This is a genomic window from Phyllobacterium sp. SB3, assembly GCF_040009165.1.
Lineage (GTDB): Bacteria > Pseudomonadota > Alphaproteobacteria > Rhizobiales > Rhizobiaceae > Phyllobacterium.
In genome coordinates this window covers 267,625-293,467 of sequence record NZ_JBDYKI010000001.1, presented here as the reverse complement: position 1 = coordinate 293,467, position 25,843 = coordinate 267,625, and the positions used below count along the sequence as shown (strand labels likewise).

Below are 25,843 nucleotides of genomic sequence, written 5' to 3'. Positions count from 1 at the left end.
TATGATCGTGAGCAGTGATTTCACCCCAACTGAAATGATGACCATCGCCGCATCCCGGGCCTTGACCAATGACGATGTTTGTTTCGTCGGGATAGGCGCACCGTCTGCTGCCTGTAATGTGGCGCGCTTGACCCATGCGCCGGATATAACCCTGATTTACGAAAGCGGCACAATCGGAACCAAACCGGATGTGCTCCCGCTCTCGATAGGTGATGGCGAGTTGTGCGACACAGCCCAGTTCACGGTTTCAGTGCCCGAAATGTTTCGCTACTGGTTGCAGGGCGGGCGGATAACAACCGGATTTCTTGGCGGTGCACAGATCGACCGCTTTGCCAATCTCAACACGACGGTCGTCGGCGAATACGATCATCCGAAAGTCCGGTTGCCGGGTGGTGGGGGCGCGCCGGAAATCGCTAGTAATTGCGGTCAGATATTCATCACGATGGCTTTGACCAATCGTGGGTTTGTGGATCATCTGGACTTCATTACTTCAATGGGGCACGGCGAGGGTGGTGATCATCGCGCCCGTCTTGGTATGAAAACGAAAGGTCCGAGCAGGGTAATCACGGACCTTTGCATTCTTGAGCCTGATCCCCTGACGAAGGAATTGACCGTCGTGTCGATACATCAGGGGGTAAGCTGCGGACAAATTCAGGAAAATTGTGGCTGGCCAATCAAATTTGCTAAGGACGCAATCGTGACTCCTGTTCCGACTGAAACGGAATTGTCAGTTCTGCGGGATATCAATGCACGTACAAAGAAAGCGCATGAGGCAGCATGATGGGCGATGTATTTATCTGTGACTATATCCGGACGCCTATCGGCCGTTTTGGAGGATCGCTTGCCGTGGTTCGTACGGATGACCTTGGTGCGATCCCGATCAAAGCGCTGATCGAACGAAATAAATCCGTTGATTGGGTGGCGGTCGACGAGGTGATTTTCGGATGTGCCAATCAGGCTGGCGAGGATAACCGCAACGTTGCCCGCATGTCGTCGCTGCTCGCGGGTCTTCCTGTCGAAGTGCCGGGCACCACCATGAACAGGCTTTGTGGTTCGGGCATGGATGCAGTGATTACAGCAGCGCGCGCCATCCGCGCCGGCGAAATGGATATTGCGATTGCGGGCGGTGTTGAATCCATGTCGCGAGCGCCCTTCGTATTACCCAAGGCGGATAGCGCTTTTTCCCGGAATGCCGAAATTTACGATACGACAATTGGCTGGCGGTTTATCAACCCGCTCATGAAAGAACAGTACGGTGTGGATTCCATGCCGGACACTGGCGAAAATGTAGCGGAAGATTTTCATGTTTCTCGTGCTGATCAGGATGCCTTTGCCGTACGCTCTCAGCAGCGGGCGGGAAAGGCGCAGGATAATGGCCGTCTTGCGAGAGAGATAACGCCAGTTCTCATCCCGCAAAAAAAGGGCGAATCTGTCGTCATTGACACGGATGAGCATCCGCGCCCGCAAACGACAATCGAGGCATTGGCCAAACTCCCGACGCCATTTCGTGCAGGCGGTACTGTGACAGCGGGAAATGCTTCCGGAGTAAATGATGGGGCTGCTGCCTTGATCGTAGCGTCAGAACCTGCTGCAAAAAAATATGGCCTTAATCCCATCGCGCGTATTTTGGGCGGAGCAACGGCTGGGGTAGCACCGCGTATTATGGGGTTTGGCCCTGCGCCCGCAACGAAGAAGCTTTGCGCGCGCCTCGGTCTAACACCTGCGGATTTTGATGTTATTGAACTCAATGAGGCATTCGCCTCGCAAGGCTTGGCAACGTTGCGCAATCTTGGAATTGCAGATGATGCAGAATACGTCAACCCGAACGGCGGAGCCATTGCGCTTGGCCATCCACTTGGCATGTCGGGCGCTCGTATCACTGGAACCGCAGCACTGGAACTGCAATTGCGTGGTGGAAAACTCGCCTTGGCAACGATGTGCATAGGCGTCGGGCAAGGCATAGCTATAGCCCTTGGTAGTGTCTGAAACCTGTTGCAAAGTCGTCTGGTGGAAGTGTTTCACGCGTGCTATGGGCGGGTTATGAGCAAGTTCGTTCTTCTTTTGGGTGGTACCGTCCAAGTCACTGACCGCCTTCTCCAACAGGTTGCCGGAGCCAGAGTTCTTGCTGCTGATGGCGGGATTGCCCATGCTTCATCTCTAAGGCTCAAGCCGGAACTATGGCTCGGTGACTTCGACTCGACATCGCCTGAGTTGGAGGAACAGTACGCGCATGTGCCGCGGCAGGTTTTCCCGGCGGCCAAGGATATGACTGACGGTGAACTTGCATTGAATGAAGCCTATCGACTAGGTGCGACTGAAATCATTCTCTGTGGTGCATTCGGCGGCGAACGCACCGATCACACGCTCCTGCACCTGACGATGGCCGTAGCCCACGCCGCTCAAGGGCGAAAGATTATTCTTTCAAGCGGAAGCGAAGAAGCACACCCGCTTGTAGGTGGTGAATATACCTTCGATTTCGCTGATGAAACCCAATTCAGCATTGTTGCATTTTCGCAATTACACGGACTTTTTATCAATGGTGCACGTTGGCCGCTTGAAAATGTGGAACTTTCCTTCGGTTCATCGCTTACAGTGTCGAATGCCGTATGTGGAAACCTCCACGTATCGCTCCATTCGGGCAAAGCAATCCTGATTGCAGCGCCGCAAGTTGCCTGACGCTTGTCAATACAAGCGGAAAGTGTAATGTTTGCAGCACAGCATTGGGGACGCAAGCTGGTAAGTTTGGTTTTTAGAAACGGGAGAGGTCTTCCATGTTGAAAAGTTTATCTACAGTTGCAGTCGCCGCAGTTCTGGCATTCTCGGTTGCTGGTTGCACAACCAGTGAACAGCGGACAGCCGGCTATGGCGTCGGCGGTGCAGCGCTCGGTGCATTGGCCGGTGGTGCTATCGGCGGTGGCCGCGGTGCTCTGGCCGGTGCGGCAATCGGCGGTGCTTCAGGTGTCGTCGTTGGCGCAGCAACTTCAGACGGCGGACGCCGTTACTGCACATACGAAAACCGCTACGGCGAACGCTATCGCGCTCCCTGCCGCTAAGCAGTTAGCAGTTTCCAAAAAACAGGCCGGTTTTCCGGCCTGTTTTTTTGTGCGGATTTTGTTCGAAAACAGTGCAATCTTTCTTCTGCCGCATTGAGGAAGCAAGGTTTTGCCGCACTTTCAAATGGAGAGGTTATTATGAAAATTCGTTTTGCTGCCATAGCGGCCACAGCGCTTCTGGCATTTACAATTGCCGGATGTGAGACGAGTGAGCAAAATCAACGTGCCGGGACGGGTGCATTGATTGGTGCTGGCGCAGGTGCGCTGGCCGGACAGGCTTTGGGGCGTGATACGAAAAGCACGGTAGTTGGTGCTGCTGGTGGCGCATTGCTTGGCGCAGCCGTTGGTACGGCTACGACCCCACGCGGCGGAAATCAAAATCTATGCCGTTATCAGCGGCCTGATGGGTCAATCTACAATGCTCCCTGCCAAGGTAATGGTGGTGGTGCCTATGGCAATGGCCGTTATCCCGATGATGACGGATACCGCGATCAGCGCCGTCGCCGATATAATCAAGATCAATACAGTGATGACGGCGGATATTGATCCAGAATTACCGATTTAAGCAAACAGGCCGGAATTTCCGGCCTGTTTCGTTTGACAGAACACGCAATCTCAACGACAAGCCGTCAAAACCCCGCTTCACTTCCGGAATGATCAAGTTTTATGGCCCCACCACTGTTACGCCTTGATAGAATTGCCCTGACTTTCGGCGGCACGCCACTTCTTACGGATGCAGCCATCTCAGTCAGTGAAAATGATCGTATTGCACTTGTCGGTCGTAACGGTTCGGGCAAATCCACGCTGCTCAAAATCGCGGCCGGGTTCGTTACGCCGACCGATGGTGAAGTCTTCAAACATCCGGCAGTTACGGTTCGATATCTGGCGCAGGCACCTGATATGGACGGGTTTGCCAATGTCCGCTCCTATGTGGAGGCGGGGCTTGGACCGGCAGATGATCTTTACCGCGTCAGTTACCTGCTCGAGCATCTGGGCCTGACAGGCGATGAAAAGCCTGAAAACCTTTCCGGGGGTGAGACGCGCCGCGCTGCCTTGGCAAAGGTTCTCGCTCCTCAGCCTGACATTCTGCTGCTGGACGAACCGACCAACCACCTCGACCTTACGACCATTGAATGGCTTGAAGGCGAGCTACGTCAGATACGTTCAGCCATAGTGGTGATTTCGCATGACCGGCGTTTTCTGGAGAATGTCAGCCGCTCAACAATCTGGTTGGATCGCGGCGTTACGAAACGGCTGGATCAGGGATTTGGCTCGTTTGAGGAATGGCGCGACAAGGTTCTGGAAGAAGAAGAGCGCGACCTGCACAAGCTCGGGCGCCAGATCGTGCGCGAGGAGCATTGGTTACGATACGGCGTTACGGCACGGCGTAAACGTAACATGCGGCGGCTTGGCGATCTGCAATCTATGCGTAGTGAATTCCGCAATCATCGCGGTGCGCAGGGCAAGGCGGTCCTCAAAGCGAGCGATGCCAAAGAATCCGGCAAGCTGGTAATTGAAGCGGAACATCTTTCCAAAGGCTATGATGGCCGGGTACTCGTGGATGATTTTTCCACGCGCATCCAACGTGGAAATTGCGTTGGATTTGTTGGGCCGAATGGAGCAGGCAAGACGACGCTTCTTTCCATGTTGACGGGACTGCTCAAGCCGGATAGCGGGTTTGTCAAACTTGGCACCAATCTTGAAGTCGCTGTGCTGGACCAGCGGCGTGACAGTCTTAATCTGGAGCAGACCCTTTCGGATTATCTGACGGATGGTCGTGGTGAAAACGTCGTGGTTAATGGCGAGCAACGCCACGTTGCCTCATATATGAAGGACTTTCTGTTCCAGCCGGAGCAGTTGCGCACGCCTATCCGCGAACTGTCGGGCGGTGAAAGGGCACGTCTCATGCTGGCGCGCGTTCTCGCCCGGCCTGCGAACCTGCTGGTACTCGACGAGCCGACGAACGACCTCGATATGGAAACGCTGGACCTGCTGCAGGAACTGGTTGCGGGTTTTGCCGGCACAGTGCTTCTCGTCAGCCATGATCGCGATTTTCTTGATCGTACCGTAACGTCGGTCATCGCTCCTGAGGGCGATGGAAAATGGCTTGAATATGCGGGTGGCTATACGGATATGCTGGCGCAACGCAAAGAAACTGCTATCGCGACACGAAAAGAACTAAAGGGAGCGAAACCGCAGGCATCGTCTGGTGCCGTTGCTGAAAAGACGCCTGCTGTACGCGACGAAAAGCGCAAGCTTTCCTATAAGCAGAAGTTCGCGCTCGAGACCCTTCCTGCCAAAATTGAAACACTGCACGTTGAAATCGCGGCGTTGGAAAAGAAACTGGCAAACCCTGACTTGTTCGCCAAGAATCCGGCCTTGTTCAACAAGACTGTCGAAGAGATTGGCAAGAAGCGCTCCAGCCATGAAGCGCTTGAGCACGAATGGCTGGAACTTGAAATGCTGCGTGAAGAAATTGAAGGTTGAGTTGCTAGCCTATTCGACGAGTTTCAGTTCACGGAAGGTCGTGAGTATCGTTGCCTGCTGTTCTTTGATGTAGGCAGCAAATTCTCCCGATGGCTGGTAAAGGTCGACCCAGCCCTGTTTCTTTAGCAGCGACTTCCACTCCGGACTTTGCACCAGTTTGCCTAGGGTTGTATCAAGCTGCTTCGTCTGCTCTTCCGTCAGGCTGGCTTGTCCAAGCAGACCCCGCCAATTGACAAGCTCAACATCCACACCTTGTTCCTTCATCGTTGGAACATCGATTCCTTCCAACCTTTCCGGAGAGGAAATGCCGAGCGCCCGCACGCTACCCGCTGAAATCTGCCCGGCAAATTCAGCGTAGCCTCCTGCACCAACGGAAATATGGCCGCCCATGACCTGCCCGAGCATTTCGCCGCCGGCGCCGATTGCGACGTAGTTCATTTTAGACAGATCGCCTCCGATTGCCTTGACGATCATGCCATACAGCAAATGATCGACACCGCCCGCCGCAAAACCGCCCAACGACACTGATCCCGGATCAGCTTTGAACGCCTTGACCAGATCATCCATGTTCTTGAATGGCGAATCTGCAGGCACTACAAGGGCGAGGTATTCCCCGGTCATCCGTGCAATTGGCTTCGTCTGTTCCATTGTAACGGGTGATTTGTTGGTCAGGATTGATCCAACCATGCCTATCCCCGTTACGATAAGGCCCGTATCGGGATATTGCTTTGAAACGAATTCGGCGAGACCGATAGTGCCTCCGGCGCCCGGGCGGTTTACGACCTGAATGTCCCCGGCAAGTTTTAAATCCTGAAGCTGTTGTTGGGTAGAGCGGGCCAACTGATCATAACCACCGCCGGGACCGGCCGGGGCAATAATCTCAATGTTTTTTAGCCCTTCAGCATGCGCTAATGAGCTCATACCAAAGGCTAGCACCAACGCCAGTGTGCGAAGTTTCATGTATTTCCTCCCTGAAAGCTCCCATGCCTTGCACGTATGGCAAGGCTTTCACAGGCTGCGGGAGGATACTGTCATGGAGCTGTCTTGGTAGAGGGTAGGGAAATCCGTCAGTTTGCCTTCGGGGCGAGACGGGTAGCAAGAGTTTCGATACGGCCTGCAACCTCGGACAAAACGCCGGTAATTGCCGAGTCATTCTTATCGGCCTTGGCCAATGCTTCGTCCCGGCTCTTGCGCAGCGCTTCGGCTTCGTTTTCCAAGCCGGTTAGTCGCAATTGCAGCTCATGCAGCTCGTCCGTCACCATAATACCGGCCATGACTGTCAAACGTAGATCGCCGATTTCACCGAATGAAGATTTAAGGTGCGTCACGTAACGGTCGAAACGCTCTGCCAGCCCGGTAAGATGTTGCTCCTGGCCCTCGTCACAGGCCATTCTGTAGGCCTTGCCATCAATCGTTACGGTAACGGTAGCCATGGTCGTTTCGTCCTGTTCTATCGATCAAGCACTGTGCGGATTGATTCCATCGCAGCGACGAGACGGCGCGAAACTTCTTTGTTGACCGCCTCAAGACGCTCGGCCCGCCCTTCGGAAGCATCAAGCTCCTGCGCGAGCTTCCGGCGGTCCATGTTCATGCGCTGGACTTCTTCTTCCGCTTCGGCAAAGTCGCCCTCGTGCTCGAGACGCACTTCAACTGCATCCTCAAGCGCGGAAAGGGATTTGGCCAATCTTTCCAAAACTTGTTTGAGGGTGGCCTCAGATGCCATTTTCGACGTTTCCCCTGTGTCTCAATCTTTTCAGCGAATCGCAAAAAGAAGAACAACTTATGACGATGAGTCTAGTGGTTACATTAATGCTGCGTCAATCAATCCGAACGATCAGCTGCCACTCATGCACCGATAATAATGTGCTGCGACGAAAGACTTGCATCAGAGTGTCCCAATTTGGCCCAGCTTTTATTGACTCCCTCTAGACACCTGCTATTTGTCGCGTGCCTTTTGGATATTGTCTAACCGGCATCCAAAATGGCATCTCCTTTCCATTTCGAAAGACGGTGATTATGACCAATTCTGACAAATCCAATCAAATGGCCAACGCAATTCGCTTTCTTTCTGCGGATGCAGTGGAGAAAGCCAATTCCGGTCATCCCGGTCTTCCCATGGGCGCAGCCGACATTGCGACCGTCCTATATACAAAATTTTTGAAATACGATCCAAAAGCGCCGCATTGGCCGGACCGCGATCGTTTCGTGCTGTCAGCGGGCCACGGCTCGATGCTGCTTTACTCGCTGCTCTATCTGACCGGCTACGAAGATATCGATATCGACCAGATCAAGAATTTTCGCCAGCTCGGCTCGCGGACAGCCGGTCATCCGGAATATGGTCACGCTGCCGGTATCGAGACAACGACCGGCCCGTTGGGTCAGGGTCTTGCCAATGCCGTTGGCATGGCACTTTCCGAGCGCATCATGAATGCGCATTTCGGCGATGATCTGGTAGACCACCACACCTATGTCATCGCTGGTGATGGCTGCCTCATGGAAGGCATCAGTCAGGAAGCGATTTCACTGGCCGGTCATCTCAAGCTGAACAAGCTCATCGTTTTCTGGGATCACAACAATATCTCCATTGATGGTCCGGTGACGCTTGCGGACAATACCGACCAGCCTGCACGTTTTGCGGCTTCGGGCTGGAACGCTATCAGTGTTGACGGTCACGATCAGGATGCGATTGCCGCTGCTATCGAACGCGCGCAGAAATCCGACAAGCCAACCCTCATTGCCTGCAAAACCACCATCGGTTTTGGTGCACCAACCAAGGCAGGCACCAATAAGGTGCATGGCTCGCCGCTTGGTGCAGAAGAACTCGCAGGCGCGCGCAAAGCGCTTGGCTGGACTTCGGAGCCTTTTGTCGTTCCAACGGAAATCCTTGACGAATGGCGTCTTGCAGGCCTGCGTTCCGCAAAAGAGCACACGGCTTGGAATACACGTCTGGAAGCAGTCGATTCTGAACTGCGTTCTGAATTCGAGCGCCGCATGCGTGGCGATCTGCCGGGTAATTTTGAAGCGACAATTTCGGCTTACAAGAAGAAGCTGTCGGAAGAAAAGCCGAAGGTTGCCACCCGCAAAGCTTCTGAAATGGCACTTGAAGTCATCAATGGTGTTGTTCCTGAAACAATCGGCGGATCAGCCGATTTGACAGGCTCCAATAATACAAAGACCAGCCAGACCAAGGGAATCAGCGCTGAGGATTATGGCCAGCGCTACGTGCACTACGGTATCCGTGAACACGGCATGGCAGCGGCGATGAATGGTATCGCGTTGCATGGCGGACTGATCCCTTACTCCGGTACGTTCCTGACCTTCTCGGATTACGCACGTGGTGCGATGCGTCTATCAAGCCTGATGGGTATTCGCGTCATATACGTCATGACCCATGATTCCATCGGTCTTGGGGAAGATGGTCCTACGCACCAGCCGGTCGAGCATCTGGCTGCTTTGCGCGCTATTCCGAACAATTACGTATTCCGGCCTGCCGATGTGGTGGAAACTGCCGAATGCTGGGAAATCGCGCTCAAGTCACGCACAACACCGTCGACCATTGCTCTGACCCGTCAGAACCTGCCAACGGTTCGTGACGTTCATGTCGAGGAAAATAAGTGCTCCTACGGTGCTTATGAACTTGCTACCGCAAGCGGCAACGCGGAAGTCACCATTTTCGCAACCGGCTCGGAAGTTGAAATCGCTCTTAACGCAAGAACACAGCTTGAGAAAAACGGACACCCGACCCGCGTGATTTCCGTTCCCTGCTTTGAATTGTTTGAAGCACAGAGCGACGATTACAAGCGTACGTTGATAGGCGATGCGCCGGTCAAGGTTGCTGTTGAAGCCGCAATCCGCATGGGTTGGGATCGGTTTATCGGCACCGACGGTATTTTCATCGGCATGAATGGCTTTGGCGCCAGCGGACCGATTGAAGAACTCTACGAGCACTTCGGCATCACCGCGTCACATATCGTCACGGCTGCCGAAGCAAAGTTGAAATAATCCAGTCTATTCCTTCATGATCCATTCAAGGGCTCCAAATACCCTAAGGAGAAAACAGATATGACAGTTCGCGTTGCAATTAACGGATTTGGCCGCATCGGCCGCAACGTTCTTCGCGCTATCGTAGAATCCGGCCGCACCGATATTGAAGTCGTTGCCATTAACGATCTGGGTCCGGTTGAGACCAATGCCCACCTGATGCGTTATGACAGTGTGCATGGACGCTTTCCCGGCACGGTCACTGTAGCTGGCGACACAATTGACGTTGGCCGCGGTCCGATCAAGGTTACTGCCGTTCGCAACCCTGCCGAATTGCCATGGAAAGAGTTGGGCGTTGATATCGCGCTCGAATGCACAGGCATCTTTACGGCGCGTGACAAGGCGGCTGCCCATCTCGAAGCTGGTGCAAAGCGCGTCATCGTTTCGGCTCCATCCGATGGTGCCGACCTGACCGTTGTTTACGGCGTCAACGACCATAAGTTGACCAAGGAACACATGGTCATTTCCAATGCATCCTGCACGACAAACTGCCTGGCACCGGTTGCTTACGTGTTGAACGAAGCCATTGGTATCGATCATGGGTTCATGACCACCATCCATAGCTATACGGGCGATCAGCCAACTCTCGATACCATGCACAAGGATCTCTATCGCGGCCGTGCCGCTGCCTTGTCCATGATCCCGACTTCGACAGGTGCGGCGAAGGCGGTTGGTCTGGTCTTGCCTGAGCTCAATGGCAAGCTCGACGGTAGCTCAATTCGTGTTCCAACGCCGAATGTTTCGGTTGTTGATTTCAAGTTTGTTGCCAAGCGTTCGACGACAGTTGCCGAAATCAATGATGCCATCAAGTCGGCGGCCAATGGCAAGTTGAAGGGCATTCTCGGCTATACCGATGCTCCGAATGTCTCCATCGACTTCAATCATGATCCGCATTCATCCATTTTCCATCTGGATCAGACAAAGGTCATGGATGGTACGTTTGTTCGCGTTCTTTCGTGGTACGACAATGAATGGGGTTTCTCGAGCCGTATGAGCGATACTGCTGTTGCCTTCGGCAAGTTGATCTGACCGGCTTTGAAGTGATTTGATTTCAAATGGCGGGTCGACACACCCGCCATTTTTGTTTTTGATGGTTACACAGTCCGCTTTGCGGGTTTCCCAGCGGTTGTATGCAGATGAGGGTGAATTCAATGACTAACTTCAAAACGCTTGATGATGCCGATGTCGCGGGCAAGCGCGTTCTGGTGCGTGTTGACCTGAATGTTCCGGTTAGCGATGGCGTCGTAACGGATGCAACGCGTATCGAGCGTGTAGCGCCGACCATTCAGGAACTCTCAAAGAAGGGCGCAAAGGTTATTCTGCTTGCCCATTTTGGACGCCCGAAGGACGGTCCCGACCCTCAGTTCTCGCTTGGGCCGATTGCGCATGCCGTTGCAAAGATAGTCGGCCATAGTGTGCATTTCGCTGCTGATAGCATCGGAGAAAAGGCAGATGAAGCAGTCGCCAAGCTTAAGAATGGCGATGTGCTGCTGCTTGAGAACACGCGCTTTTATAAAGGCGAAGAAAAGAACGACCCCGAGCACGTCAAGGCGTTGGCCGCCAATGGCGATATCTACGTGAATGACGCGTTTTCTGCGGCGCACCGGGCTCATGCCTCAACTGAGGGCCTTGCCCGTGTGCTGCCTGCCTATGCGGGCCGGACAATGGAAGCTGAACTGCTTGCGCTGGAAAAAGGCCTTGGTGCTCCCAAGCGCCCTGTTGTGGCAATTGTAGGCGGCGCAAAGGTTTCGTCCAAGCTCGACCTGCTCGGCAATCTGGTGGAAAAAGTCGATGCGCTGGTCATTGGCGGCGGTATGGCGAATACATTTCTTGCCGCGCAGGGTGTCAAGGTTGGCAAGTCGCTGTGCGAGCATGATCTGGCCGGAACCGCGCGGGAGATCATGGCTAAGGCCAAGGCTGCAAACTGCACGATCATCCTTCCGGTGGATGCAATTGTTGCCTGGCATTTTCAGGCCAATGCGCCATTCCACGCCTATGGGCTTGATGCCATTCCCGATGATGGCATGATCCTTGATGTTGGCCCGCAATCCATTGAGCGTGTAAAGGCTGCAATTGACGATGCATCCACGCTTGTCTGGAACGGCCCGCTCGGTGCATTTGAATTGACACCATTTGACAAGGCGACGGTTGCTGCTGCCCGTCACGTTGCAGAGCGCACTAAAGCCGGACATCTGGTTTCGGTTGCGGGCGGCGGAGATACGGTGGCGGCGCTCAATCATGCGGGTGTTGCAGATGACTTCAGCTATGTCTCAACTGCTGGCGGTGCGTTTCTTGAATGGATGGAAGGCAAGCCATTGCCCGGTGTCGATGTGCTGAAGAAGTAGAATCCACTCTAATCAGGCCCGCAAACCGGGCCTGATTACCAAATAAAAGAAAATGTTATCCGGTTAAATCGGTTGAAAAAATTTCAATCGTTTCAATTACTTGGTGTGCCGTTTCGTTTGTCGTAGGCTTCTGTTATGGGGCGGATAAGGGAAAACGGAGTACATTATTCTATGAGCGAACGTCTGGAAGATATAGCGATTGCAATGGTTGCCAACGGCAAGGGTCTCCTTGCTGCCGATGAAAGTTCAGGAACCATCAAGAAGCGGTTCGATAGCATCGGACTGGAATCCACCGCCGATAGCCGGCGTGATTATCGCGAGATGCTCTTTCGCTCCGATGATGCGATGAAGAACTACATTTCAGGTGTCATCCTTTACGATGAAACCATTCGCCAGAACGCCAAGGACGGCACATCTCTCGTCAAGATCATGCAGGCTGCAGGCTGCATTCCGGGTATCAAGGTTGATGCGGGTGCGAAGCCGCTTGCAGGCTTTCCGGGAGAGACCATCACTGAAGGTCTAGATGGTCTGCGCGAGCGACTTGCAGAGTATTACAAGCTCGGCGCACGCTTCTCCAAATGGCGCGCAGCAATAGCCATTTCCGATGGCCTGCCAACATGGGGTGCGGTCAAGCAGAATGCTCAAGCTTTGGCACGTTATGCTGCGCTTTGTCAGGAAGCTGGAATTGTGCCTATCGTTGAGCCTGAAGTTCTTATGGACGGCACACCGGGCAACCATTCGATCGAGCGCTGCTATGAAGTCAGTGAATGGGTTCTGAAGACGGTATTCGACGAGCTTTATGATGCACGCGTTGTACTTGAAGGCATGATCCTCAAGCCAAACATGGTTGTTGCAGGCCAGAAGGCCCAGAAGGCTTCAGTAGAGCAGGTTGCTGAGCAGACTGTGCGCCTCCTGAAGTCGACTGTACCATCTGCCGTTCCGGGTATCGCGTTCCTTTCCGGTGGTCAGACCGAAGAAGAAGCGACGGCTCATCTGTCGGCCATGAATGCCAACTATACGATGCCTTGGAAGCTTACTTTCTCCTATGGCCGCGCGTTGCAGTCGGCAGCTTTGAATGCCTGGAACGGTAAATCCGAGAATGTCGCAGCAGGTCAGCGTGCCTTTGCGCACCGCGCAAAAATGAACGGCCTTGCTGCAACTGGCGGTTGGAAGAAAGATCTGGAAAAGGCGGCTTAAGGGTCCTTTAAGCTTTTTTTATCCAAAAGCGTATCTCATGAAGCCCGGGTTGGAATCAGCCCGGGCTTTTCCATGGGGACGACTATAGACGAATGAAACCTTCGCCTTTCCATCCTTTGCTGAGTTGGTTCCTGTATCCCGTATATGCATGGCAGGGGATCAATGTACGGCTGAAGACAGAACGGATGCTTCCGCCTGTCGGTCTTCCGGTGGGTGAGATAGCCGGTAAAGACCCCGCGATACGCCTGTTGGTTCTGGGCGATTCTTCGGCAGCGGGTGTAGGCATCACCGATGCTTGGCAGGGGCTGTGCGTGAGGTTGGCGATCCATCTGCAGGGGCGTACGGGGCGCAAGGTTATCTGGCGCGCCGCGGGGTTCAGTTCCGCTACATCCGGCCAGTTGCGTGATCATGTCGTGCCAAATCTGGAACGCGGAATGTGGACGCATATTGTGCTTTCCACCGGAACCAATGATACGAAGAATTTTCATTCGCTGCCACGCTTCAAGCGAGAGTTTGGCGGCCTTCTCTACGCGTTGAGAGCCAAGTGGCCGGAAGCGCATGTGGTTTGGTCTCAGGTGATCGATTTTCGCGATGTACCAGCCATGCCGCCCTTGCTCGGGCGCATTCTCGAAGGGCGGGCGGGGGCAATCAACAAGCTTGGCGAGCGGCTATGCCGTGAGCGGATGGCGATTCCGGCGGTTCGCTTGCCGGTAGAATCGGCTGAGGGATTCTCGACGGACGGTTTTCACGCCTCTGCGTTGGGTTACGACGCGTGGGCCAAGCATCTGGTTCCCTATATCCTTAATCGTCCCCATGCGGACGAGAGCGACACAGCGTCCTGATTGGTCGCTAATATCCTGCGTGTCTTGAGACACCAACAATCAATATGGCCAAGACTGCGCCGACCGCGATCTTCCAGAAATCCTTGCGCTTTTTCAATCCCGGCCAGCCAAGCGGCTTGAAAAGATGCAGCGCCATTATAACGATGAATATGAACGACAGGATTTTGGTCATGGATGATCGATCTGCAATATCCTGTTGATTGAACCGAGCAGTGTGCCAAGCGTGGGGAATTGTCAATTCGCCCTTTGACTCCGCCCGCCGGATTTAGGATGCTCGGTGCGGGAGGAAATTCATGACATCACGATATGCGCCGGTCTATCAGGACTGGCAAGCTGACCCTTTGGCGTTCTGGGCCAAGGCCGCGGTAGCAATCGATTGGACCAAGCCATGGGACCAGGTCTTTGATCCGGGCAGTGGGCCGTACGGGCGCTGGTATTCCGGCGCGGAGTGCAACACCTGCTACAACGCCGTAGATCGGCATGTTCTTGCAGGGCGCGGCGATCAGGATGCATTGATCCATGACAGCGCCATAACCGGCACAACGCGTAAAATAACTTATAGTGATTTACAGGCCGAGATCGAAGCATTGGCTGCCGTGCTTGGGGACAACGGTGTCGGCAAAGGCGATCGCGTCATCATTTACATGGCAATGGTGCCTGAGGCCGTTGTTGCCATGCTTGCATGCGCGCGTATAGGCGCGGTTCATTCCGTAGTCTTTGGGGGATTTGCCGCCAACGAGCTTGCAACGCGCATAGACGACGCCAAGCCGGTCATGATTATTGCCACCTCCTGCGGGCTGGAGCCGGGCAGGGTAGTTGCCTACAAGCCTATGCTCGACAAGGCTATCGAACAGGCCAAACACAAAGTCGATAGGTGCCTGATCCTTGTTCGTCCGCAACAGGCGCATGAATTGGTGGCTGGCCGGGACATTGATTACGCACAAGCGGTTGCCGCCGCTAGTGGACGCAAGGTTCCCTGCACGCCATTGAAGGCAACCGATCCGCTCTATATCCTTTATACTTCTGGCACGACCGGCCAGCCCAAGGGTGTTGTTCGCGATAATGGCGGCCATCTGGTTGCCCTCGCATGGTCGATGGGCGCTATCTATGACACTTACCCCGGCGATGTATTCTGGGCGGCATCAGACATAGGCTGGGCTGTCGGCCATTCCTACATTGCCTATGCTCCATTGTTCATTGGTGCGACGAGCATTCTCTATGAAGGCAAGCCCGTTGGCACTCCTGATGCAGGTACGTTCTGGCGCGTCGTTGCCGACCACAAGGTCAAGGTGCTGCTCACGGCGCCAACTGCATTCCGCGCGATAAAGAAAGAAGATCCGAAAGGCGAGTTCATCGGCAAGTATGACATTTCTTCATTGAAGTATCTTTTTCTTGCTGGAGAACGCGCAGATTCAGACACGATCAAATGGGCAGAAGAGAAGCTGGGTGTTCCGGTGATCGACCATTGGTGGCAGACCGAAAGCGGCTGGCCAATGGCGGCCAATCCTGCGGGGCTTGGCATGCTGCCAGTCAAATATGGCTCGCCGACAGTGCCAATGCCTGGCTACGATGTTCAGGTGCTGGACGATGCGGGCCACGCGGTGAAGCGCGGTGAACTGGGCAATATTGTCGTCAAACTGCCGCTGCCACCTGCGTTCCTGCCAACATTATGGAATGCCGATCAGAGGTTTCGCGAAGCCTATATCAGCGAGTTCCCGGGATACTACAAGACGGCGGATGCCGGTATCGTCGACGAAGATGGCTACGTCTATATTATGAGCCGTACCGACGATATCATCAATGTCGCAGGCCATCGCCTGTCTACCGGGGCTATGGAAGAGGTGTTGTCCAGCCACCCGGATGTTGCCGAATGTGCTGTTATCGGCATTGCTGATCATTTGAAGGGACAAGTTCCCTGCGGGTTCATCGTGCTTAAGTCTGGAGTTACCCGCGGCGAGACCGAGATCGAGCAGGATTGCGTTGCCTTGATGCGCGAAAGGATCGGGCCGGTTGCAGCCTTTAAAACAGCCATCACTGCAAAGCGTCTGCCAAAGACCCGCTCTGGAAAAATACTTCGCGGTACGATGCAAAAGATCGCCGACCAAGAACCGTGGAATATGCCGGCGACGATTGATGATCCGGCAATCCTTGATGAAATCAAGTCAGTGCTCAATGCGCGCGGAATTGGTACGGGCAACGGTTGACCATCTGCCGTCCGGGGTTAAGGTCTGTTTTCAAACCGGAGACTGACAATGGCATTGGATGGCAAAATCGCGATTGTAACGGGTGGCGCCCAAGGCATTGGGCTGGCAATAGCGAGGCGTTTTCTGCAGGATGGCGCAAGCGTCATGATTGCCGACATCAACGACAGTCAGGGAGCTGCGGCTATAAAAGAACTTTCCGCCTTGGGTAAAGTTCGGTTCTCTTCAACTGATGTCAGCAGCAGGTTGGACGTACATAATCTTGTGGCAGCAACAATTGAGGCGTTTGGCGATATGGACGTCCTCGTCAACAATGCTGGTATTGTTCATACGGCAGACTTTCTCGATCTGAACGAGGAAGATTTTGATCGCGTTCTTCGGATCAATCTCAAAGGATCGTTTCTTTGCGGCCAAGCGGTGGCTCGGCACATGGTCGAGAAAGTGAAAAATGGAGGCAATGCCGGCTCAATAATCAATATGTCGTCGATCAATGCCGTGGTTTCGATTCCCGAGCAGGTCGCTTATTCCGTTTCCAAGGGCGGCGTTGGTCAATTAACGAGGGTCATGGCGCTGTCACTGGCACCCTTTGGGATACGTGTAAATGCCGTGGGTCCGGGGTCAATCAAGACGCAAATGCTGGACGCCGTTAATTCGGATGCTGCGGCAAAGCACCGGATTCTGTCTCGTACACCCTTGGGGCGAATCGGTGAACCTTCGGAAATAGCAGCTGTTGCTGCGTTTCTGGCATCGGAAGATGCAAGCTACATAACGGGCCAGACGATCTATGCCGATGGAGGACGGCTGCCATTGAACTACACGGTTCCGGTCAACGGATAATTCTCGGCCTGTTGACATCCTCCTGACAGAAGGTTGTCAGGAGGGGTATGCCATTATGTTCCCATAGTCAGAAGGAGACAGGGATATGGCTTACATCGATTTCGACATTGTACGTAGTGTAAAGCGTTGGTTTTCGGAGTTTGCAATCCGTAGGGCAGAACTCCGCACGGAACGGCATTTGAACTCACTACCCGAATACGTCCTGAAAGATATCGGGTGGCCTGATGCCTATGCCGAGCGGTTGTCACAACGCAATTCCATGCGGATTGATGATGCGGGGGTCCGTGACCCTCGCGTCGCTACGGTATCCCGTTCAGCAGACTGGACGAAGCATTATGAAGCACTGAAGATTCGCAAAAACAATACCTTAGAGCTAGGGTGTTGAGCTGAGCGGCCATAGTGGAGGTGGCTTTAATGGAAAAGAAAAGAACCGTGGGACTCGTTTTTGTCGACGGTTGGGCCGATTGGGAATTCGGTATGCTCTCTGGCTCGATCAACGAGTGGTTCGGTGGCAAAGTTGTGTCGCTGTCACCGTCCACTGGCCAATTGAGATCCATTGGCGGTCTGCGGTTGGTTCCAGATCGTGGTGTAGCAACCTCTGAGAATGCAGACTTGGATGCGGTCGCCGTCATTGGTTCTGACGCATGGTCGGCAACTGACGCTCCTGACATAACACCGTTGTTGAAGGATGTTCTGGCGCGTGGCGGGATCGTTGGTGGTATATGCGCGGGCACGCTGGCTTTGGCCCGTGCAGGATTGTTTTCGGGGCGGAAACACACCAGCAACGGAGCTGGCTGGATTGAGTCACGCCTGAAAACCTATGCTGGTTCTGAGTTTTATCAGGACGTGCCCTACGCAGTCCGCGATGGACATGTCGTCAGCGCGGCAGGAACTGCGCCCGGAACGTTTGCAATCGCTTTTCTTGAAGCGCTATTTCCTGAACAAGCGCCCCAGATTGCTGAAATGCGCGAAATGATCGGTCGCGAGTTTCAGGCGAGCTGAGCAGTCCCGGCAGGGAGATTTGGACATGAAGACATGGACAGTGAGATTGAACTCCGGCGCGCAGCATCTGTGACAGAGCAGCGTCTGAAGGAAGGCTTGAGGGATTAGTGATGCGTAGAGCAGACAGACTTTTCCAGATTGTACAGAAGCTTCGTGGCGGGCGTCTTGTGACAGCAAGGCAGCTCGCCGAAAAGCTTGAGGTATCAGAGCGTACAATCTATCGCGATATTGCCGACTTGCAGTCGACGGGTGTGCCAATCGATGGCGAGGCGGGCGTTGGTTATATATTGCGGGAAGGCTTCGATCTTCCCCCGTTGATGTTCACCCGAGATGAGGTGGTGGCGCTTGTCGCCGGTGCGCGGCTTATAACCGCTTGGGGTGGTGCTTCGATGGCCCGCGCTGCGGAGGAAGCGATCATCAAGATCGGTGCGGTTTTGCCAAAAGAAGACCGGCCCCGCATCACCAATACGCATATTCATGCATCGGGTACGAATATCAGCGATAGTGCACGTGCATTGATCGATGTGGCTGAGAATGCCGCCGAACAGTGCCGGGTTCTCTCCATCACCTATACCGATCTGGAGGGTAAGGACAGCACACGAGATATAAGGCCGCTCGGTCTCTGGTTTTGGGGTAAAGTCTGGACGCTGATCTGCTGGTGCGAACTTCGCAATGATTTCCGGACATTCCGGATCGACCGGATCACCAAGGTGGAAAAGGCTGACCGGATTTTCCGGCAGGAACGCGGCAAGACGCTTGCTGATTTCTATCGCCGCGTGGAACTCAGCGAAACACCCTATACGGAGGCGCGCGCTTCATAACGAAAAGCTCCATCGTGTTGGATGGAGCTTTTCGTTTAGATAATCAGCTGGACAGAAAGACGATTATTCTTCGTCTTCGTCGTCTTGACGGCCTTTCAAAGAGGAAAGCTTGGCGAAAACCTTGTCCGCATCAAGCTCCTGATCCTCTTCGCGTACTGTTGGCTGAATATCGAGGTTCTCTGTAGCGGAAGCTGGCAGCAATGTGTCACCACCTTCGCCTGGCTGGACGGGACGGCCACGGGATGAACGCTCGACTTCGATGTCCAGATCAATCTGCGATGAAAGGCCAAGAGTGACCGGATCCATGGGCTGCAGATTATTGGAGTTCCAATGCGTACGGTTGCGAATCTGCTCGATGGTCGATTTGGTCGTGCCGATCAGGCGCGAAATCTGCGCATCCTTGAGTTCCGGATGATTGCGAACCAGCCAGAGAATCGCATTCGGACGGTCCTGACGCTTGGATAGCGGTGTGTAGCGTGGGCCCTTGCGCTTGGTCTCGGGAACGCGAACCTTGGGGTCCGAAATCTTGAGCTTATGATTAGGGTCTTTTTCACCCTTGGCAATTTCTTCGCGCGATAGCTGGCCAGTGATCAACGGATCAAGGCCCTTGATGCCTTGAGCTGATTCTCCGTCGGCAATAGCTTTTACTTCCAGCGGGTGCAGCGTGCAGAAAGCAGCAATCTGATCAAAAGACAGGGCCGTATTATCGACAAGCCAGACGGCCGTTGCCTTTGGCATTAGAAGCTGGGTGGCCATAGATATAGTCCTCTTGTTCGTCCGCTCCGGAGGGGCGGGACGTGGGTTCAACCACAATTTCCGGGATTTCGTGGCGTTATATAGCGGTATTTTAGGCGATGAGCAAGAATCGCTTTGGGGATTCGTAGCATGGCTCGAATATCACCGGATCATTGGGTTAAGTGTGTTTCATCAAACTGTCATGCAAACGTCATGACAGTGCAACACACGCACGCGATCAGTCTCTTAAAATCAACCGGAGATTGTTCCAATGTCGCATCGTTCCCTCACCCTTGGTCTTTGGACCATCCTTGCTGCATCCGTGGCAATGCCGGCAATGGCAGAACCGGTATTCAACCGCATTGCGAGCTTCCCGGTTGTTTCCAATCTGCCCAAGGATGCCGACCAGTCGAAGGCAACCTCCTCAGAAATCATTACAGCCTCGGAAGATGGCAACACGCTGGTCTATTCGGATAGCCCCAGCGGCGCGATTGGTTTTATCGACATCACCGATGCGGCCAAGCCGCAGCCGCTTGGACAACTCAAGATGGACGGTGAGCCGACATCTGTAGCCGCCGTTGGGGCCAATGTGCTCGCAGCTGTCAACACATCAAAGGACAAGGTCAATCCATCGGGCCGCCTGGATGTGGTCGACTTAGCCTCCCGCAAGGTTGTTGCCACATGCGATCTGGGCGGGCAACCGGATTCCGTCGCAATCTCTCCGGATAAAACTTTCGCTGCCATCGCCATTGAGAATGAACGCGATGAAGAGCTGAACGATGGTGAAATCCCGCAACTGCCGAGTGGCAATCTCAAAATATTCTCGCTGAAGGATGGCGCACCTGATTGCGCGACTGCCAAGACTGTCGAGCTTACAGGTCTTGCAGAAATCGCTCCGGAGGATGCCGAGCCTGAGTTTGTCTCGATCAACCAGCAAAACCAGATCGCTGTGACATTGCAGGAGAATAATCACATTGCGATTATCGATGCGGCAACCGGCAACGTTGTCAGTCATTTCTCCGCAGGAACTGTTGATCTGGACAAGATCGACGTGAAAAATGATGGTGCACTCAAGTTTGACGGTAGCGCAAAAGGCGTGCTGCGGGAGCCAGACACAGTCAAGTGGCTCGACAATGACCGCATCGTTGTTGCCAATGAAGGTGACTACAAGGGTGGTTCACGCAGCTTCACGATCTTCACCAAAGACGGCAAGGTTGCTTTCGAATCCGGCCCCTCACTGGAACACAAGATTGCCGAAGCAGGTCATTATCCTGACAAGCGCAACAAGAAGGGCGTGGAGCTGGAAGGCGCTGAAGTAGGCAAGTTCGGTGACACAAACTACCTCTTCGTCGCCAGCGAGCGAGCTTCAATCGTTGGCGTCTACAAGGATACCGGCGCCGAGCCGGAATTCGTTCAGCTGCTGGCATCCGGCGTTGCTCCCGAGGGCGTTCTGGCTATACCATCGCGCAACTTGCTTGTGACAGCCAATGAGGCAGACCTTGGCGAAGATGGTGGGGCTCGCTCGCACGTCATGATTTACGAACTCAAGGATCAGACGCCGAACTATCCGCAGATCGTCTCGAAGATTAATGACGATGGTACGCCGCTCGGCTGGGGTGCCTTGTCTGGTTTGGTTGCTGATTTGAAAGAAGCTGGCAAGCTCTACGCTGTATCCGACTCCTTCTACTCGGCAGCGCCCTCAATTTTCACCATTGACGCAAAGCAGCGCCCGGCAAAAATCACCGAAGCGCTGGTTGTCAAGCGCGGCGGACAGGCAGCACAGAAACTCGACCTTGAAGGCATTACCACAGATGGCAATGGTGGTTACTGGCTGGCCAATGAAGGTGACCAGTCAAAGCTGGTTCCGCATGCAATTCTCAATGTGAATGAAAAGGGCGAGATCAAAAAAGAAATCGCGCTACCTGAAGAGCTTCTACCCAACCAGGTGCGTTTCGGTCTGGAAGGCATTACGCGGCTCGGTGAAGGAGATGAAGCGACATTATGGATGCCCATCCAGCGGGAGTGGAAAGACGACGACAAGGGCTTCGTCAAGCTGTTGAACTACAACATCAAAGACAAGTCATGGAGCGCTGTCTCCTATCCGCTGGACAAGACCGAGGCAGGGTGGATCGGACTTTCTGAGATCACAGCTCACGATGGTCAGCTTTATATCGTGGAACGTGACAACCAGATTGGTGACAAGGCGGTGAACAAGCGGTTGTATCGCGTGGCACTTGAAGGGCTGAAGCCTGCCAAGATTGGCGAGAAACTGCCGGTTGTCGAGAAACTGCTGGTGCACGATTTCATTGACAATCTCAAGAGCGCCAACGGCTATGTTCCGGAGAAGCTGGAAGGGTTCGCCATCGACATTGACGGCAATGGTTATGCTGTGACCGACAATGATGGTGTTGATGACTCTTCGGGTGAAACACTGTTCTTTGGCATCGGCAAGGTTCAGGCAACAAATTGATAGCTTAAACTAGGAAAAAGCCGCGCTGATTGCGCGGCTTTTTCACGTTTTATGGCTGTACTTAGCTGACATCCAGAACGATCTTGCCAATGTGCTGGCCATCTTCCATGCGTTCGTGCGCGCGCCATGCCTCGTGTAACGGGTAAACAATGTCGATCACAGGCGCGACTTTGCGCTCTGCCAGAAGCGGCCAGACTTTCATTTCAAGTTCCCGGGCTATCCCGGCTTTGAAATCGATTGTCCGGGTTCGGAGGGTCGAGCCGGTATGCTGCAGGCGTTTCACCATAAGTTTTGTAATATCGGTCGTCGCTTTGGCACCGTTGAGGAAAGCAATTTGCACGATACGGCCATCAACCGCCGCCACGTCATAATTACGTCCAATGTAGTCGCCGCCGACCATATCGAGGATCAGGTTAACGCCCTTGCCGTCCGTAAGTCGCTTGATGACCTCGACGAAATCCTCCTTGCGATAATTGATTGCATGATCAGCTCCAAGCTTGATGCATGCCTCACATTTGTCGTCGGAGCCAGCTGTCGTAAACACTATGGCACCGAATGCCTTGGCCAACTGTATAGCGGTCGTGCCAATGCCCGAAGAGCCGCCATGAACAAGAAATGTCTCGTCGGATTGTAATGCACCGCGCTGGAAAACATTGTGCCAAACCGTGAAGAATGTTTCGGGAATGGCTGCGGCTTCGATATAGCCATACCCCGCTGGTATTGGCAGCGCGTTGCTCTCGTGAACAGTACAGTACTGGGCATAGCCGCCGCCGGGAACCAGTGCCGTAATCCGCTCACCGACGCGGAAGCGCGTGACGCTTTCGCCTGTTGCAACGACATCGCCTGCGATTTCCAATCCCGGAATATCGGAGGCTCCGGCAGGTGGTGGATAATGGCCTTGTCTCTGCAAAACGTCAGGACGGTTAACCCCGGCAGATCGTACCTGCACGAGAAGCTCACCCGGTTTTGGTGAGGGAACAGGACGCTCGGCTGTCTTGAGAACCCTTGGACCGCCGGGCGAACTGATCTCGATTGCCGTCATTACTGTTGGAATCTGTTCAGCCATTATGCACTTCCCTGATTTTGATTCGCTGGAATAATTTGCAATTCCAAGCAGTTGGAATGTATCTTATCGCACCAGACCGACAAGTGGAGGAAAGAATGTCACTTTTCGACGAAGAGCCGCGGCGCAAGACTGTTCATGATATCGGTCAGGACCTGTCTTTGCTCTCCGTGGGAGACATTGATGAGCGTATAGCCTTGTTGCGCGCCGAGATTACCCGGCTCGAAGAGGAACGTTCGCGCAAGGGCGACAGCAAGATTGCTGCGGAAGCCTTTTTTCGTTGAGCGACTTCGATTTGATGCGGGTGCCATGAAGTCTCCGCATTGATAACCGAGACAAAGTTACATCCCGGCCAGTCAAAAGCTGGTTCCAGCCGTTTCGTTCGAAGGATTTCTTGTGTTTCGTTCATTTGTCCAGGTCTTCGCGCTTCTCTGCGGCACATCCTTTCTCGTCATGGCTTCGGGTCTGCATGGCTTGCTGCTGCCATTGCGCGGTGGCGCTGAAGGATTTTCGACAACGTCGCTTGGCTTGCTGGGAACGGCGTGGGCGGGAGGCTTCATAACTGCCTGTCTGCTTGCACCGCGTCTCGTAAGGCGAGTGGGCCATGTCCGTGCGTTCAGTGCTTTTGCGGCGATTGCGGCAATCGTAGCACTGATGACCGGCATTCTGGTCGATTCGACAGCATGGATCGTCTTGCGCGCCCTTACCGGGTTTGCCATGGCGGGGTCTTACATGGTGATCGAAAGCTGGCTCAACGAACGTGCGACCAATGCCAATCGCGGTCAGATTTTTGGCCTTTATATGGTGGTGAATTTCGGCTCGATAACCGTTGGTCAGCTGATGATCGGATTTGGTGACGTGCACAATGGCACTTTCTTCATGCTGTCCGGCATCCTGTTCTGTCTTGCCTTGATTCCGACCGCCATTTCAACAGCCAGCAGCCCCAAACCTTTGACGGAAGTGCAGCTTGATCTAAGGGCGCTTTACCGGAATTCGCCGGTAGCCTTCCTTGGCTGTATTCTCATTGGCGTTGCCAATGGTGCATTTGGCACGCTGGGTGCTGTTTATGGCGCTGCTACCGGCATTTCGGTTGGTGAAATCGCATTGATGATGAGTGCTTCTGTTCTGGGCGGTGCGCTGATGCAAATTCCTGTCGGCCGAATGTCTGATCGCACAGACCGGCGCTATGTGCTGGCGTTTGTTGGTGGTGCTGCCGCATTGATCGGCTTGCTGATTTTCCTGATTGCACCACGCCATGCTACCATAATTCTGATCATGACTGCGATCTATGGCGGGCTTGCCTATACGCTTTATCCGGTGGCGGTTGCTCATGCGAATGACTTTTCGGACTCTGAGAACTTCGTCAAGGTAACCAGCGGTCTGCTCCTGCTTTATGGTTTTGGCACGATGATCGGCCCGGTTCTCGGAGCTTGGGCGATGGAAACAATCGGTGCGGAAGGGTTGTTTGCAATCACGGGGCTCGCTCACGCGGCAATCATGTGCCACGCGATCATACGCTCGCGTATGCGGGCACCTGTGCCGGTTGAACTCAGGGACAATTTCCAGTCGGTGCACTCGGAACGCGCGACCCCGGAAGGCGTCAGGCTTGATCCACGCGCGGAGACTCTGCCAGAGTAGCGCCATACGACGAAATTCGTTGACATTGCTGGTGATTTAGACCGAAACTCCAGCATGGTTGAAACAGATGCTTTCGTTGCAATTTCTGATCCAAACCGCCGCTACCTTCTTGAAGAATTGAGGCGGGGGCCAAAAACCGTAAATGAGCTGGCATCTGGCCTTCCAATCTCGCGACCGGCAGTTTCCCAGCACCTCAAGGCATTGCTCGACGCACAGCTCGTATCAGTGAAATCCGAAGGTACCCGCCGCATCTACACTGTCGATGACAGCGGTTTCTTCCATATGAACATCTGGCTGGACCAGTTCTGGAGCGAATAGCTTCGTTATTTATAGAGACATGAAAACCCGGCTGTCTGACCAGACGTGCCGGGTTTTCTGATCTGCCGCGTGATATACTCATGCGGAATTCGGGGTCTGTTCTGCCTTGCGACCCGGAGTCATTCAGTGGTGAGTAACGAGCGTCCGTATTTTTTCGATCTGCTCTTTCAGCACAAGCTTGCGACGCTTGAGGTCGCTAATCTTAAGATCGTCCGTGGCGGGACTTAGCAGGGCATCGGAGATCTCTTTTTCGAGTGCTCCGTGCTTACGTTCAAGCGTTTCAAGATGAGACTCAATGGCCATGCGGCTTCTCCCTTGGTTGATTTCCTTGCTCGTAATGCTCTGCCGGCCAGTGGGGGCTTTATGACAGAGCCGTGACACTCTGCCACTACTTCAAGCAATTGTCGAATGTGTTTCGCAGGATTTTATTGTCACATGAAATGTGATATTGCGGCATACCGGTAAGCAACCGTGTTGCTCCGGACCGCATTCGATAATTCTACAGCAAAATACCGGGAATCACTGCATGTCCGATCAAGATCAGGCTGACATTCGATTGGCAGTCGCAAGATTGAAGCAAGAGCATCTGGACTTCGATGCAGCCATACAAGCAATGATCCAGGTTGGTTGCGATCAACTTCGCATCCAGCGCATGAAAAAGAAGAAACTCATCATCAAAGACAAGCTCATCGAGCTGGAAGACAAAATTATCCCCGACATAATCGCCTGATATAAAAGAGCAATTTGCAATGCTGTGACTTATGCTTGCAGCCTCTCTGCTTTTGCACTAATC

27 protein-coding genes and 1 pseudogene are annotated in these 25,843 nt (G+C 53.8%); 21 read left to right on the top strand and 7 right to left on the bottom strand.

All coding sequences use genetic code 11. The annotated features are described in order from the left end of the window. Position 1 precedes the first annotated feature (1 nt). From ABKW30_RS01490 to ABKW30_RS01465, 6 genes and pseudogenes are all read left to right on the top strand, one after another. On the top strand, positions 2-781 hold the full coding sequence (locus tag ABKW30_RS01490) for a CoA-transferase subunit beta (protein ID WP_348597562.1): 780 nt from the start codon (positions 2-4) through the stop codon (positions 779-781). Next, entirely contained in the window at positions 781-1,986 is a 1,206-nt protein-coding gene (pcaF, locus tag ABKW30_RS01485) for a 3-oxoadipyl-CoA thiolase (RefSeq protein WP_348597560.1), read from the top strand. Before ABKW30_RS01490 ends, pcaF begins: the two co-directional genes overlap by 1 nt. Before the next feature lie 54 nt (positions 1,987-2,040). After that, complete coding sequence (locus tag ABKW30_RS01480) at positions 2,041-2,676, top strand: thiamine diphosphokinase (RefSeq protein WP_348596254.1); 636 nt, start codon at positions 2,041-2,043, stop codon at positions 2,674-2,676. 95 nt (positions 2,677-2,771) lie between these two features. Continuing rightward, positions 2,772-3,053: a hypothetical protein gene (locus ABKW30_RS01475; RefSeq protein WP_008128299.1), complete on the top strand. Its 282-nt coding sequence runs from the start codon at positions 2,772-2,774 to the stop codon at positions 3,051-3,053. A gap of 138 nt (positions 3,054-3,191) precedes the next feature. After that, positions 3,192-3,482 (top strand): annotated as a pseudogene (locus ABKW30_RS01470) (glycine zipper 2TM domain-containing protein); the annotation flags it as partial. Between the two features lie 237 nt (positions 3,483-3,719). Further along, complete coding sequence (locus tag ABKW30_RS01465) at positions 3,720-5,540, top strand: ATP-binding cassette domain-containing protein (RefSeq protein WP_348596253.1); 1,821 nt, start codon at positions 3,720-3,722, stop codon at positions 5,538-5,540. Positions 5,541-5,549: 9 nt separating this feature from the next. On the opposite strand, the gene ABKW30_RS01460 is transcribed toward ABKW30_RS01465, so the two are convergent. The 3 genes from ABKW30_RS01460 to ABKW30_RS01450 form a co-directional block, all read right to left on the bottom strand. Continuing rightward, positions 5,550-6,500, bottom strand: coding sequence for a tripartite tricarboxylate transporter substrate binding protein (locus ABKW30_RS01460; protein WP_348596252.1), 951 nt, complete (start codon positions 6,498-6,500; stop codon positions 5,550-5,552). Between the two features lie 107 nt (positions 6,501-6,607). Further along, a complete protein-coding gene (locus ABKW30_RS01455; protein WP_348596251.1) occupies positions 6,608-6,973 on the bottom strand; it encodes a cell division protein ZapA in 366 nt (121 codons plus the stop codon). Between the two features lie 17 nt (positions 6,974-6,990). Then, positions 6,991-7,263 (bottom strand): DUF4164 domain-containing protein, encoded by a 273-nt coding sequence (locus tag ABKW30_RS01450; protein WP_348596250.1) that lies wholly within the window; start codon positions 7,261-7,263, stop codon positions 6,991-6,993. 293 nt (positions 7,264-7,556) lie between these two features. Between ABKW30_RS01450 and tkt the strand changes: the two genes are divergently transcribed. From tkt to ABKW30_RS01425, 5 genes are all read left to right on the top strand, one after another. After that, entirely contained in the window at positions 7,557-9,542 is a 1,986-nt protein-coding gene (gene tkt, locus ABKW30_RS01445) for a transketolase (RefSeq protein WP_348596249.1), read from the top strand. Positions 9,543-9,602: 60 nt separating this feature from the next. Beyond that, entirely contained in the window at positions 9,603-10,610 is a 1,008-nt protein-coding gene (gene gap, locus ABKW30_RS01440; protein ID WP_348596248.1) for a type I glyceraldehyde-3-phosphate dehydrogenase, read from the top strand. A 122-nt stretch (positions 10,611-10,732) separates the two neighbouring features. Beyond that, the gene (locus ABKW30_RS01435; protein ID WP_348596247.1) at positions 10,733-11,926 is read left to right on the top strand and encodes a phosphoglycerate kinase; all 1,194 of its coding nucleotides are present in this window, start codon (positions 10,733-10,735) and stop codon (positions 11,924-11,926) included. Between the two features lie 171 nt (positions 11,927-12,097). Then, complete coding sequence (locus tag ABKW30_RS01430) at positions 12,098-13,123, top strand: class I fructose-bisphosphate aldolase (RefSeq protein WP_348596246.1); 1,026 nt, start codon at positions 12,098-12,100, stop codon at positions 13,121-13,123. Positions 13,124-13,215: 92 nt separating this feature from the next. Further along, complete coding sequence (locus tag ABKW30_RS01425; protein ID WP_348596245.1) at positions 13,216-13,965, top strand: SGNH/GDSL hydrolase family protein; 750 nt, start codon at positions 13,216-13,218, stop codon at positions 13,963-13,965. 7 nt (positions 13,966-13,972) lie between these two features. Here the strand turns inward: ABKW30_RS01425 and ABKW30_RS01420 are convergent, their stop codons facing one another. After that, positions 13,973-14,137 (bottom strand): hypothetical protein, encoded by a 165-nt coding sequence (locus ABKW30_RS01420; RefSeq protein WP_348596244.1) that lies wholly within the window; start codon positions 14,135-14,137, stop codon positions 13,973-13,975. Positions 14,138-14,258: 121 nt separating this feature from the next. Between ABKW30_RS01420 and ABKW30_RS01415 the strand changes: the two genes are divergently transcribed. The 5 genes from ABKW30_RS01415 (at position 14,259) to ABKW30_RS01395 (ending at position 18,826) form a co-directional block, all read left to right on the top strand. Continuing rightward, positions 14,259-16,169, top strand: a complete 1,911-nt coding sequence (locus ABKW30_RS01415) for a propionyl-CoA synthetase (RefSeq protein WP_348596243.1) — start codon at positions 14,259-14,261, stop codon at positions 16,167-16,169. Positions 16,170-16,217: 48 nt separating this feature from the next. Then, a complete protein-coding gene (locus ABKW30_RS01410; RefSeq protein ID WP_348596242.1) occupies positions 16,218-17,003 on the top strand; it encodes an SDR family NAD(P)-dependent oxidoreductase in 786 nt (261 codons plus the stop codon). An 85-nt stretch (positions 17,004-17,088) separates the two neighbouring features. After that, positions 17,089-17,388 (top strand): hypothetical protein, encoded by a 300-nt coding sequence (locus ABKW30_RS01405; protein WP_348596241.1) that lies wholly within the window; start codon positions 17,089-17,091, stop codon positions 17,386-17,388. 29 nt (positions 17,389-17,417) lie between these two features. Further along, on the top strand, positions 17,418-18,005 hold the full coding sequence (locus tag ABKW30_RS01400; protein WP_348596240.1) for a DJ-1/PfpI family protein: 588 nt from the start codon (positions 17,418-17,420) through the stop codon (positions 18,003-18,005). Between the two features lie 110 nt (positions 18,006-18,115). Next, a complete protein-coding gene (locus ABKW30_RS01395) occupies positions 18,116-18,826 on the top strand; it encodes a YafY family protein (protein ID WP_348596239.1) in 711 nt (236 codons plus the stop codon). A gap of 63 nt (positions 18,827-18,889) precedes the next feature. Here ABKW30_RS01395 and ABKW30_RS01390 read toward each other — a convergent pair whose 3' ends face one another. Then, complete coding sequence (locus ABKW30_RS01390; RefSeq protein WP_115054130.1) at positions 18,890-19,582, bottom strand: DUF1013 domain-containing protein; 693 nt, start codon at positions 19,580-19,582, stop codon at positions 18,890-18,892. Between the two features lie 250 nt (positions 19,583-19,832). Between ABKW30_RS01390 and ABKW30_RS01385 the strand changes: the two genes are divergently transcribed. Next, positions 19,833-22,031 (top strand): esterase-like activity of phytase family protein, encoded by a 2,199-nt coding sequence (locus tag ABKW30_RS01385; RefSeq protein WP_348596238.1) that lies wholly within the window; start codon positions 19,833-19,835, stop codon positions 22,029-22,031. Between the two features lie 61 nt (positions 22,032-22,092). Here ABKW30_RS01385 and ABKW30_RS01380 read toward each other — a convergent pair whose 3' ends face one another. Further along, positions 22,093-23,097, bottom strand: a complete 1,005-nt coding sequence (locus ABKW30_RS01380) for an NAD(P)H-quinone oxidoreductase (protein WP_348596237.1) — start codon at positions 23,095-23,097, stop codon at positions 22,093-22,095. A 95-nt stretch (positions 23,098-23,192) separates the two neighbouring features. Between ABKW30_RS01380 and ABKW30_RS01375 the strand changes: the two genes are divergently transcribed. From ABKW30_RS01375 to ABKW30_RS01365, 3 genes are all read left to right on the top strand, one after another. Next, the gene (locus ABKW30_RS01375) at positions 23,193-23,378 is read left to right on the top strand and encodes a DUF1192 domain-containing protein (RefSeq protein ID WP_348596236.1); all 186 of its coding nucleotides are present in this window, start codon (positions 23,193-23,195) and stop codon (positions 23,376-23,378) included. 112 nt (positions 23,379-23,490) lie between these two features. Next, the gene (locus tag ABKW30_RS01370) at positions 23,491-24,732 is read left to right on the top strand and encodes an MFS transporter (RefSeq protein WP_348596235.1); all 1,242 of its coding nucleotides are present in this window, start codon (positions 23,491-23,493) and stop codon (positions 24,730-24,732) included. A 54-nt stretch (positions 24,733-24,786) separates the two neighbouring features. Beyond that, on the top strand, positions 24,787-25,050 hold the full coding sequence (locus ABKW30_RS01365) for a metalloregulator ArsR/SmtB family transcription factor (protein WP_348596234.1): 264 nt from the start codon (positions 24,787-24,789) through the stop codon (positions 25,048-25,050). A gap of 123 nt (positions 25,051-25,173) precedes the next feature. Here ABKW30_RS01365 and ABKW30_RS01360 read toward each other — a convergent pair whose 3' ends face one another. Beyond that, a complete protein-coding gene (locus ABKW30_RS01360) occupies positions 25,174-25,353 on the bottom strand; it encodes a DUF465 domain-containing protein (protein ID WP_008128261.1) in 180 nt (59 codons plus the stop codon). Positions 25,354-25,576: 223 nt separating this feature from the next. Between ABKW30_RS01360 and ABKW30_RS01355 the strand changes: the two genes are divergently transcribed. Then, the gene (locus tag ABKW30_RS01355; protein WP_008128260.1) at positions 25,577-25,780 is read left to right on the top strand and encodes a DUF465 domain-containing protein; all 204 of its coding nucleotides are present in this window, start codon (positions 25,577-25,579) and stop codon (positions 25,778-25,780) included. Positions 25,781-25,843 lie beyond the last annotated feature (63 nt).

What these genes read in the sequence shown, in the direction of transcription:
- ABKW30_RS01375 (WP_348596236.1), top strand. Translation starts at nt 23,193, where the DNA reads ATGTCACTTTTCGACGAAGAGCCGCGGCGCAAGACTGTTCATGATATC.
- ABKW30_RS01360 (WP_008128261.1), bottom strand. Translation starts at nt 25,353, where the DNA reads ATGGCCATTGAGTCTCATCTTGAAACGCTTGAACGTAAGCACGGAGCA.
- gap (WP_348596248.1), top strand. Translation starts at nt 9,603, where the DNA reads ATGACAGTTCGCGTTGCAATTAACGGATTTGGCCGCATCGGCCGCAAC.
- ABKW30_RS01410 (WP_348596242.1), top strand. Translation starts at nt 16,218, where the DNA reads ATGGCATTGGATGGCAAAATCGCGATTGTAACGGGTGGCGCCCAAGGC.
- ABKW30_RS01390 (WP_115054130.1), bottom strand. Translation starts at nt 19,582, where the DNA reads ATGGCCACCCAGCTTCTAATGCCAAAGGCAACGGCCGTCTGGCTTGTC.
- ABKW30_RS01405 (WP_348596241.1), top strand. Translation starts at nt 17,089, where the DNA reads ATGGCTTACATCGATTTCGACATTGTACGTAGTGTAAAGCGTTGGTTT.
- ABKW30_RS01430 (WP_348596246.1), top strand. Translation starts at nt 12,098, where the DNA reads ATGAGCGAACGTCTGGAAGATATAGCGATTGCAATGGTTGCCAACGGC.
- tkt (WP_348596249.1), top strand. Translation starts at nt 7,557, where the DNA reads ATGACCAATTCTGACAAATCCAATCAAATGGCCAACGCAATTCGCTTT.
- ABKW30_RS01475 (WP_008128299.1), top strand. Translation starts at nt 2,772, where the DNA reads ATGTTGAAAAGTTTATCTACAGTTGCAGTCGCCGCAGTTCTGGCATTC.
- ABKW30_RS01380 (WP_348596237.1), bottom strand. Translation starts at nt 23,097, where the DNA reads ATGGCTGAACAGATTCCAACAGTAATGACGGCAATCGAGATCAGTTCG.
- ABKW30_RS01425 (WP_348596245.1), top strand. Translation starts at nt 13,216, where the DNA reads ATGAAACCTTCGCCTTTCCATCCTTTGCTGAGTTGGTTCCTGTATCCC.
- ABKW30_RS01385 (WP_348596238.1), top strand. Translation starts at nt 19,833, where the DNA reads ATGTCGCATCGTTCCCTCACCCTTGGTCTTTGGACCATCCTTGCTGCA.
- ABKW30_RS01480 (WP_348596254.1), top strand. Translation starts at nt 2,041, where the DNA reads ATGAGCAAGTTCGTTCTTCTTTTGGGTGGTACCGTCCAAGTCACTGAC.
- ABKW30_RS01365 (WP_348596234.1), top strand. Translation starts at nt 24,787, where the DNA reads ATGGTTGAAACAGATGCTTTCGTTGCAATTTCTGATCCAAACCGCCGC.
- ABKW30_RS01450 (WP_348596250.1), bottom strand. Translation starts at nt 7,263, where the DNA reads ATGGCATCTGAGGCCACCCTCAAACAAGTTTTGGAAAGATTGGCCAAA.
- ABKW30_RS01490 (WP_348597562.1), top strand. Translation starts at nt 2, where the DNA reads ATGATCGTGAGCAGTGATTTCACCCCAACTGAAATGATGACCATCGCC.
- ABKW30_RS01400 (WP_348596240.1), top strand. Translation starts at nt 17,418, where the DNA reads ATGGAAAAGAAAAGAACCGTGGGACTCGTTTTTGTCGACGGTTGGGCC.
- ABKW30_RS01465 (WP_348596253.1), top strand. Translation starts at nt 3,720, where the DNA reads ATGGCCCCACCACTGTTACGCCTTGATAGAATTGCCCTGACTTTCGGC.
- ABKW30_RS01395 (WP_348596239.1), top strand. Translation starts at nt 18,116, where the DNA reads ATGCGTAGAGCAGACAGACTTTTCCAGATTGTACAGAAGCTTCGTGGC.
- ABKW30_RS01420 (WP_348596244.1), bottom strand. Translation starts at nt 14,137, where the DNA reads ATGACCAAAATCCTGTCGTTCATATTCATCGTTATAATGGCGCTGCAT.
- ABKW30_RS01415 (WP_348596243.1), top strand. Translation starts at nt 14,259, where the DNA reads ATGACATCACGATATGCGCCGGTCTATCAGGACTGGCAAGCTGACCCT.
- pcaF (WP_348597560.1), top strand. Translation starts at nt 781, where the DNA reads ATGGGCGATGTATTTATCTGTGACTATATCCGGACGCCTATCGGCCGT.
- ABKW30_RS01460 (WP_348596252.1), bottom strand. Translation starts at nt 6,500, where the DNA reads ATGAAACTTCGCACACTGGCGTTGGTGCTAGCCTTTGGTATGAGCTCA.
- ABKW30_RS01455 (WP_348596251.1), bottom strand. Translation starts at nt 6,973, where the DNA reads ATGGCTACCGTTACCGTAACGATTGATGGCAAGGCCTACAGAATGGCC.
- ABKW30_RS01435 (WP_348596247.1), top strand. Translation starts at nt 10,733, where the DNA reads ATGACTAACTTCAAAACGCTTGATGATGCCGATGTCGCGGGCAAGCGC.
- ABKW30_RS01355 (WP_008128260.1), top strand. Translation starts at nt 25,577, where the DNA reads ATGTCCGATCAAGATCAGGCTGACATTCGATTGGCAGTCGCAAGATTG.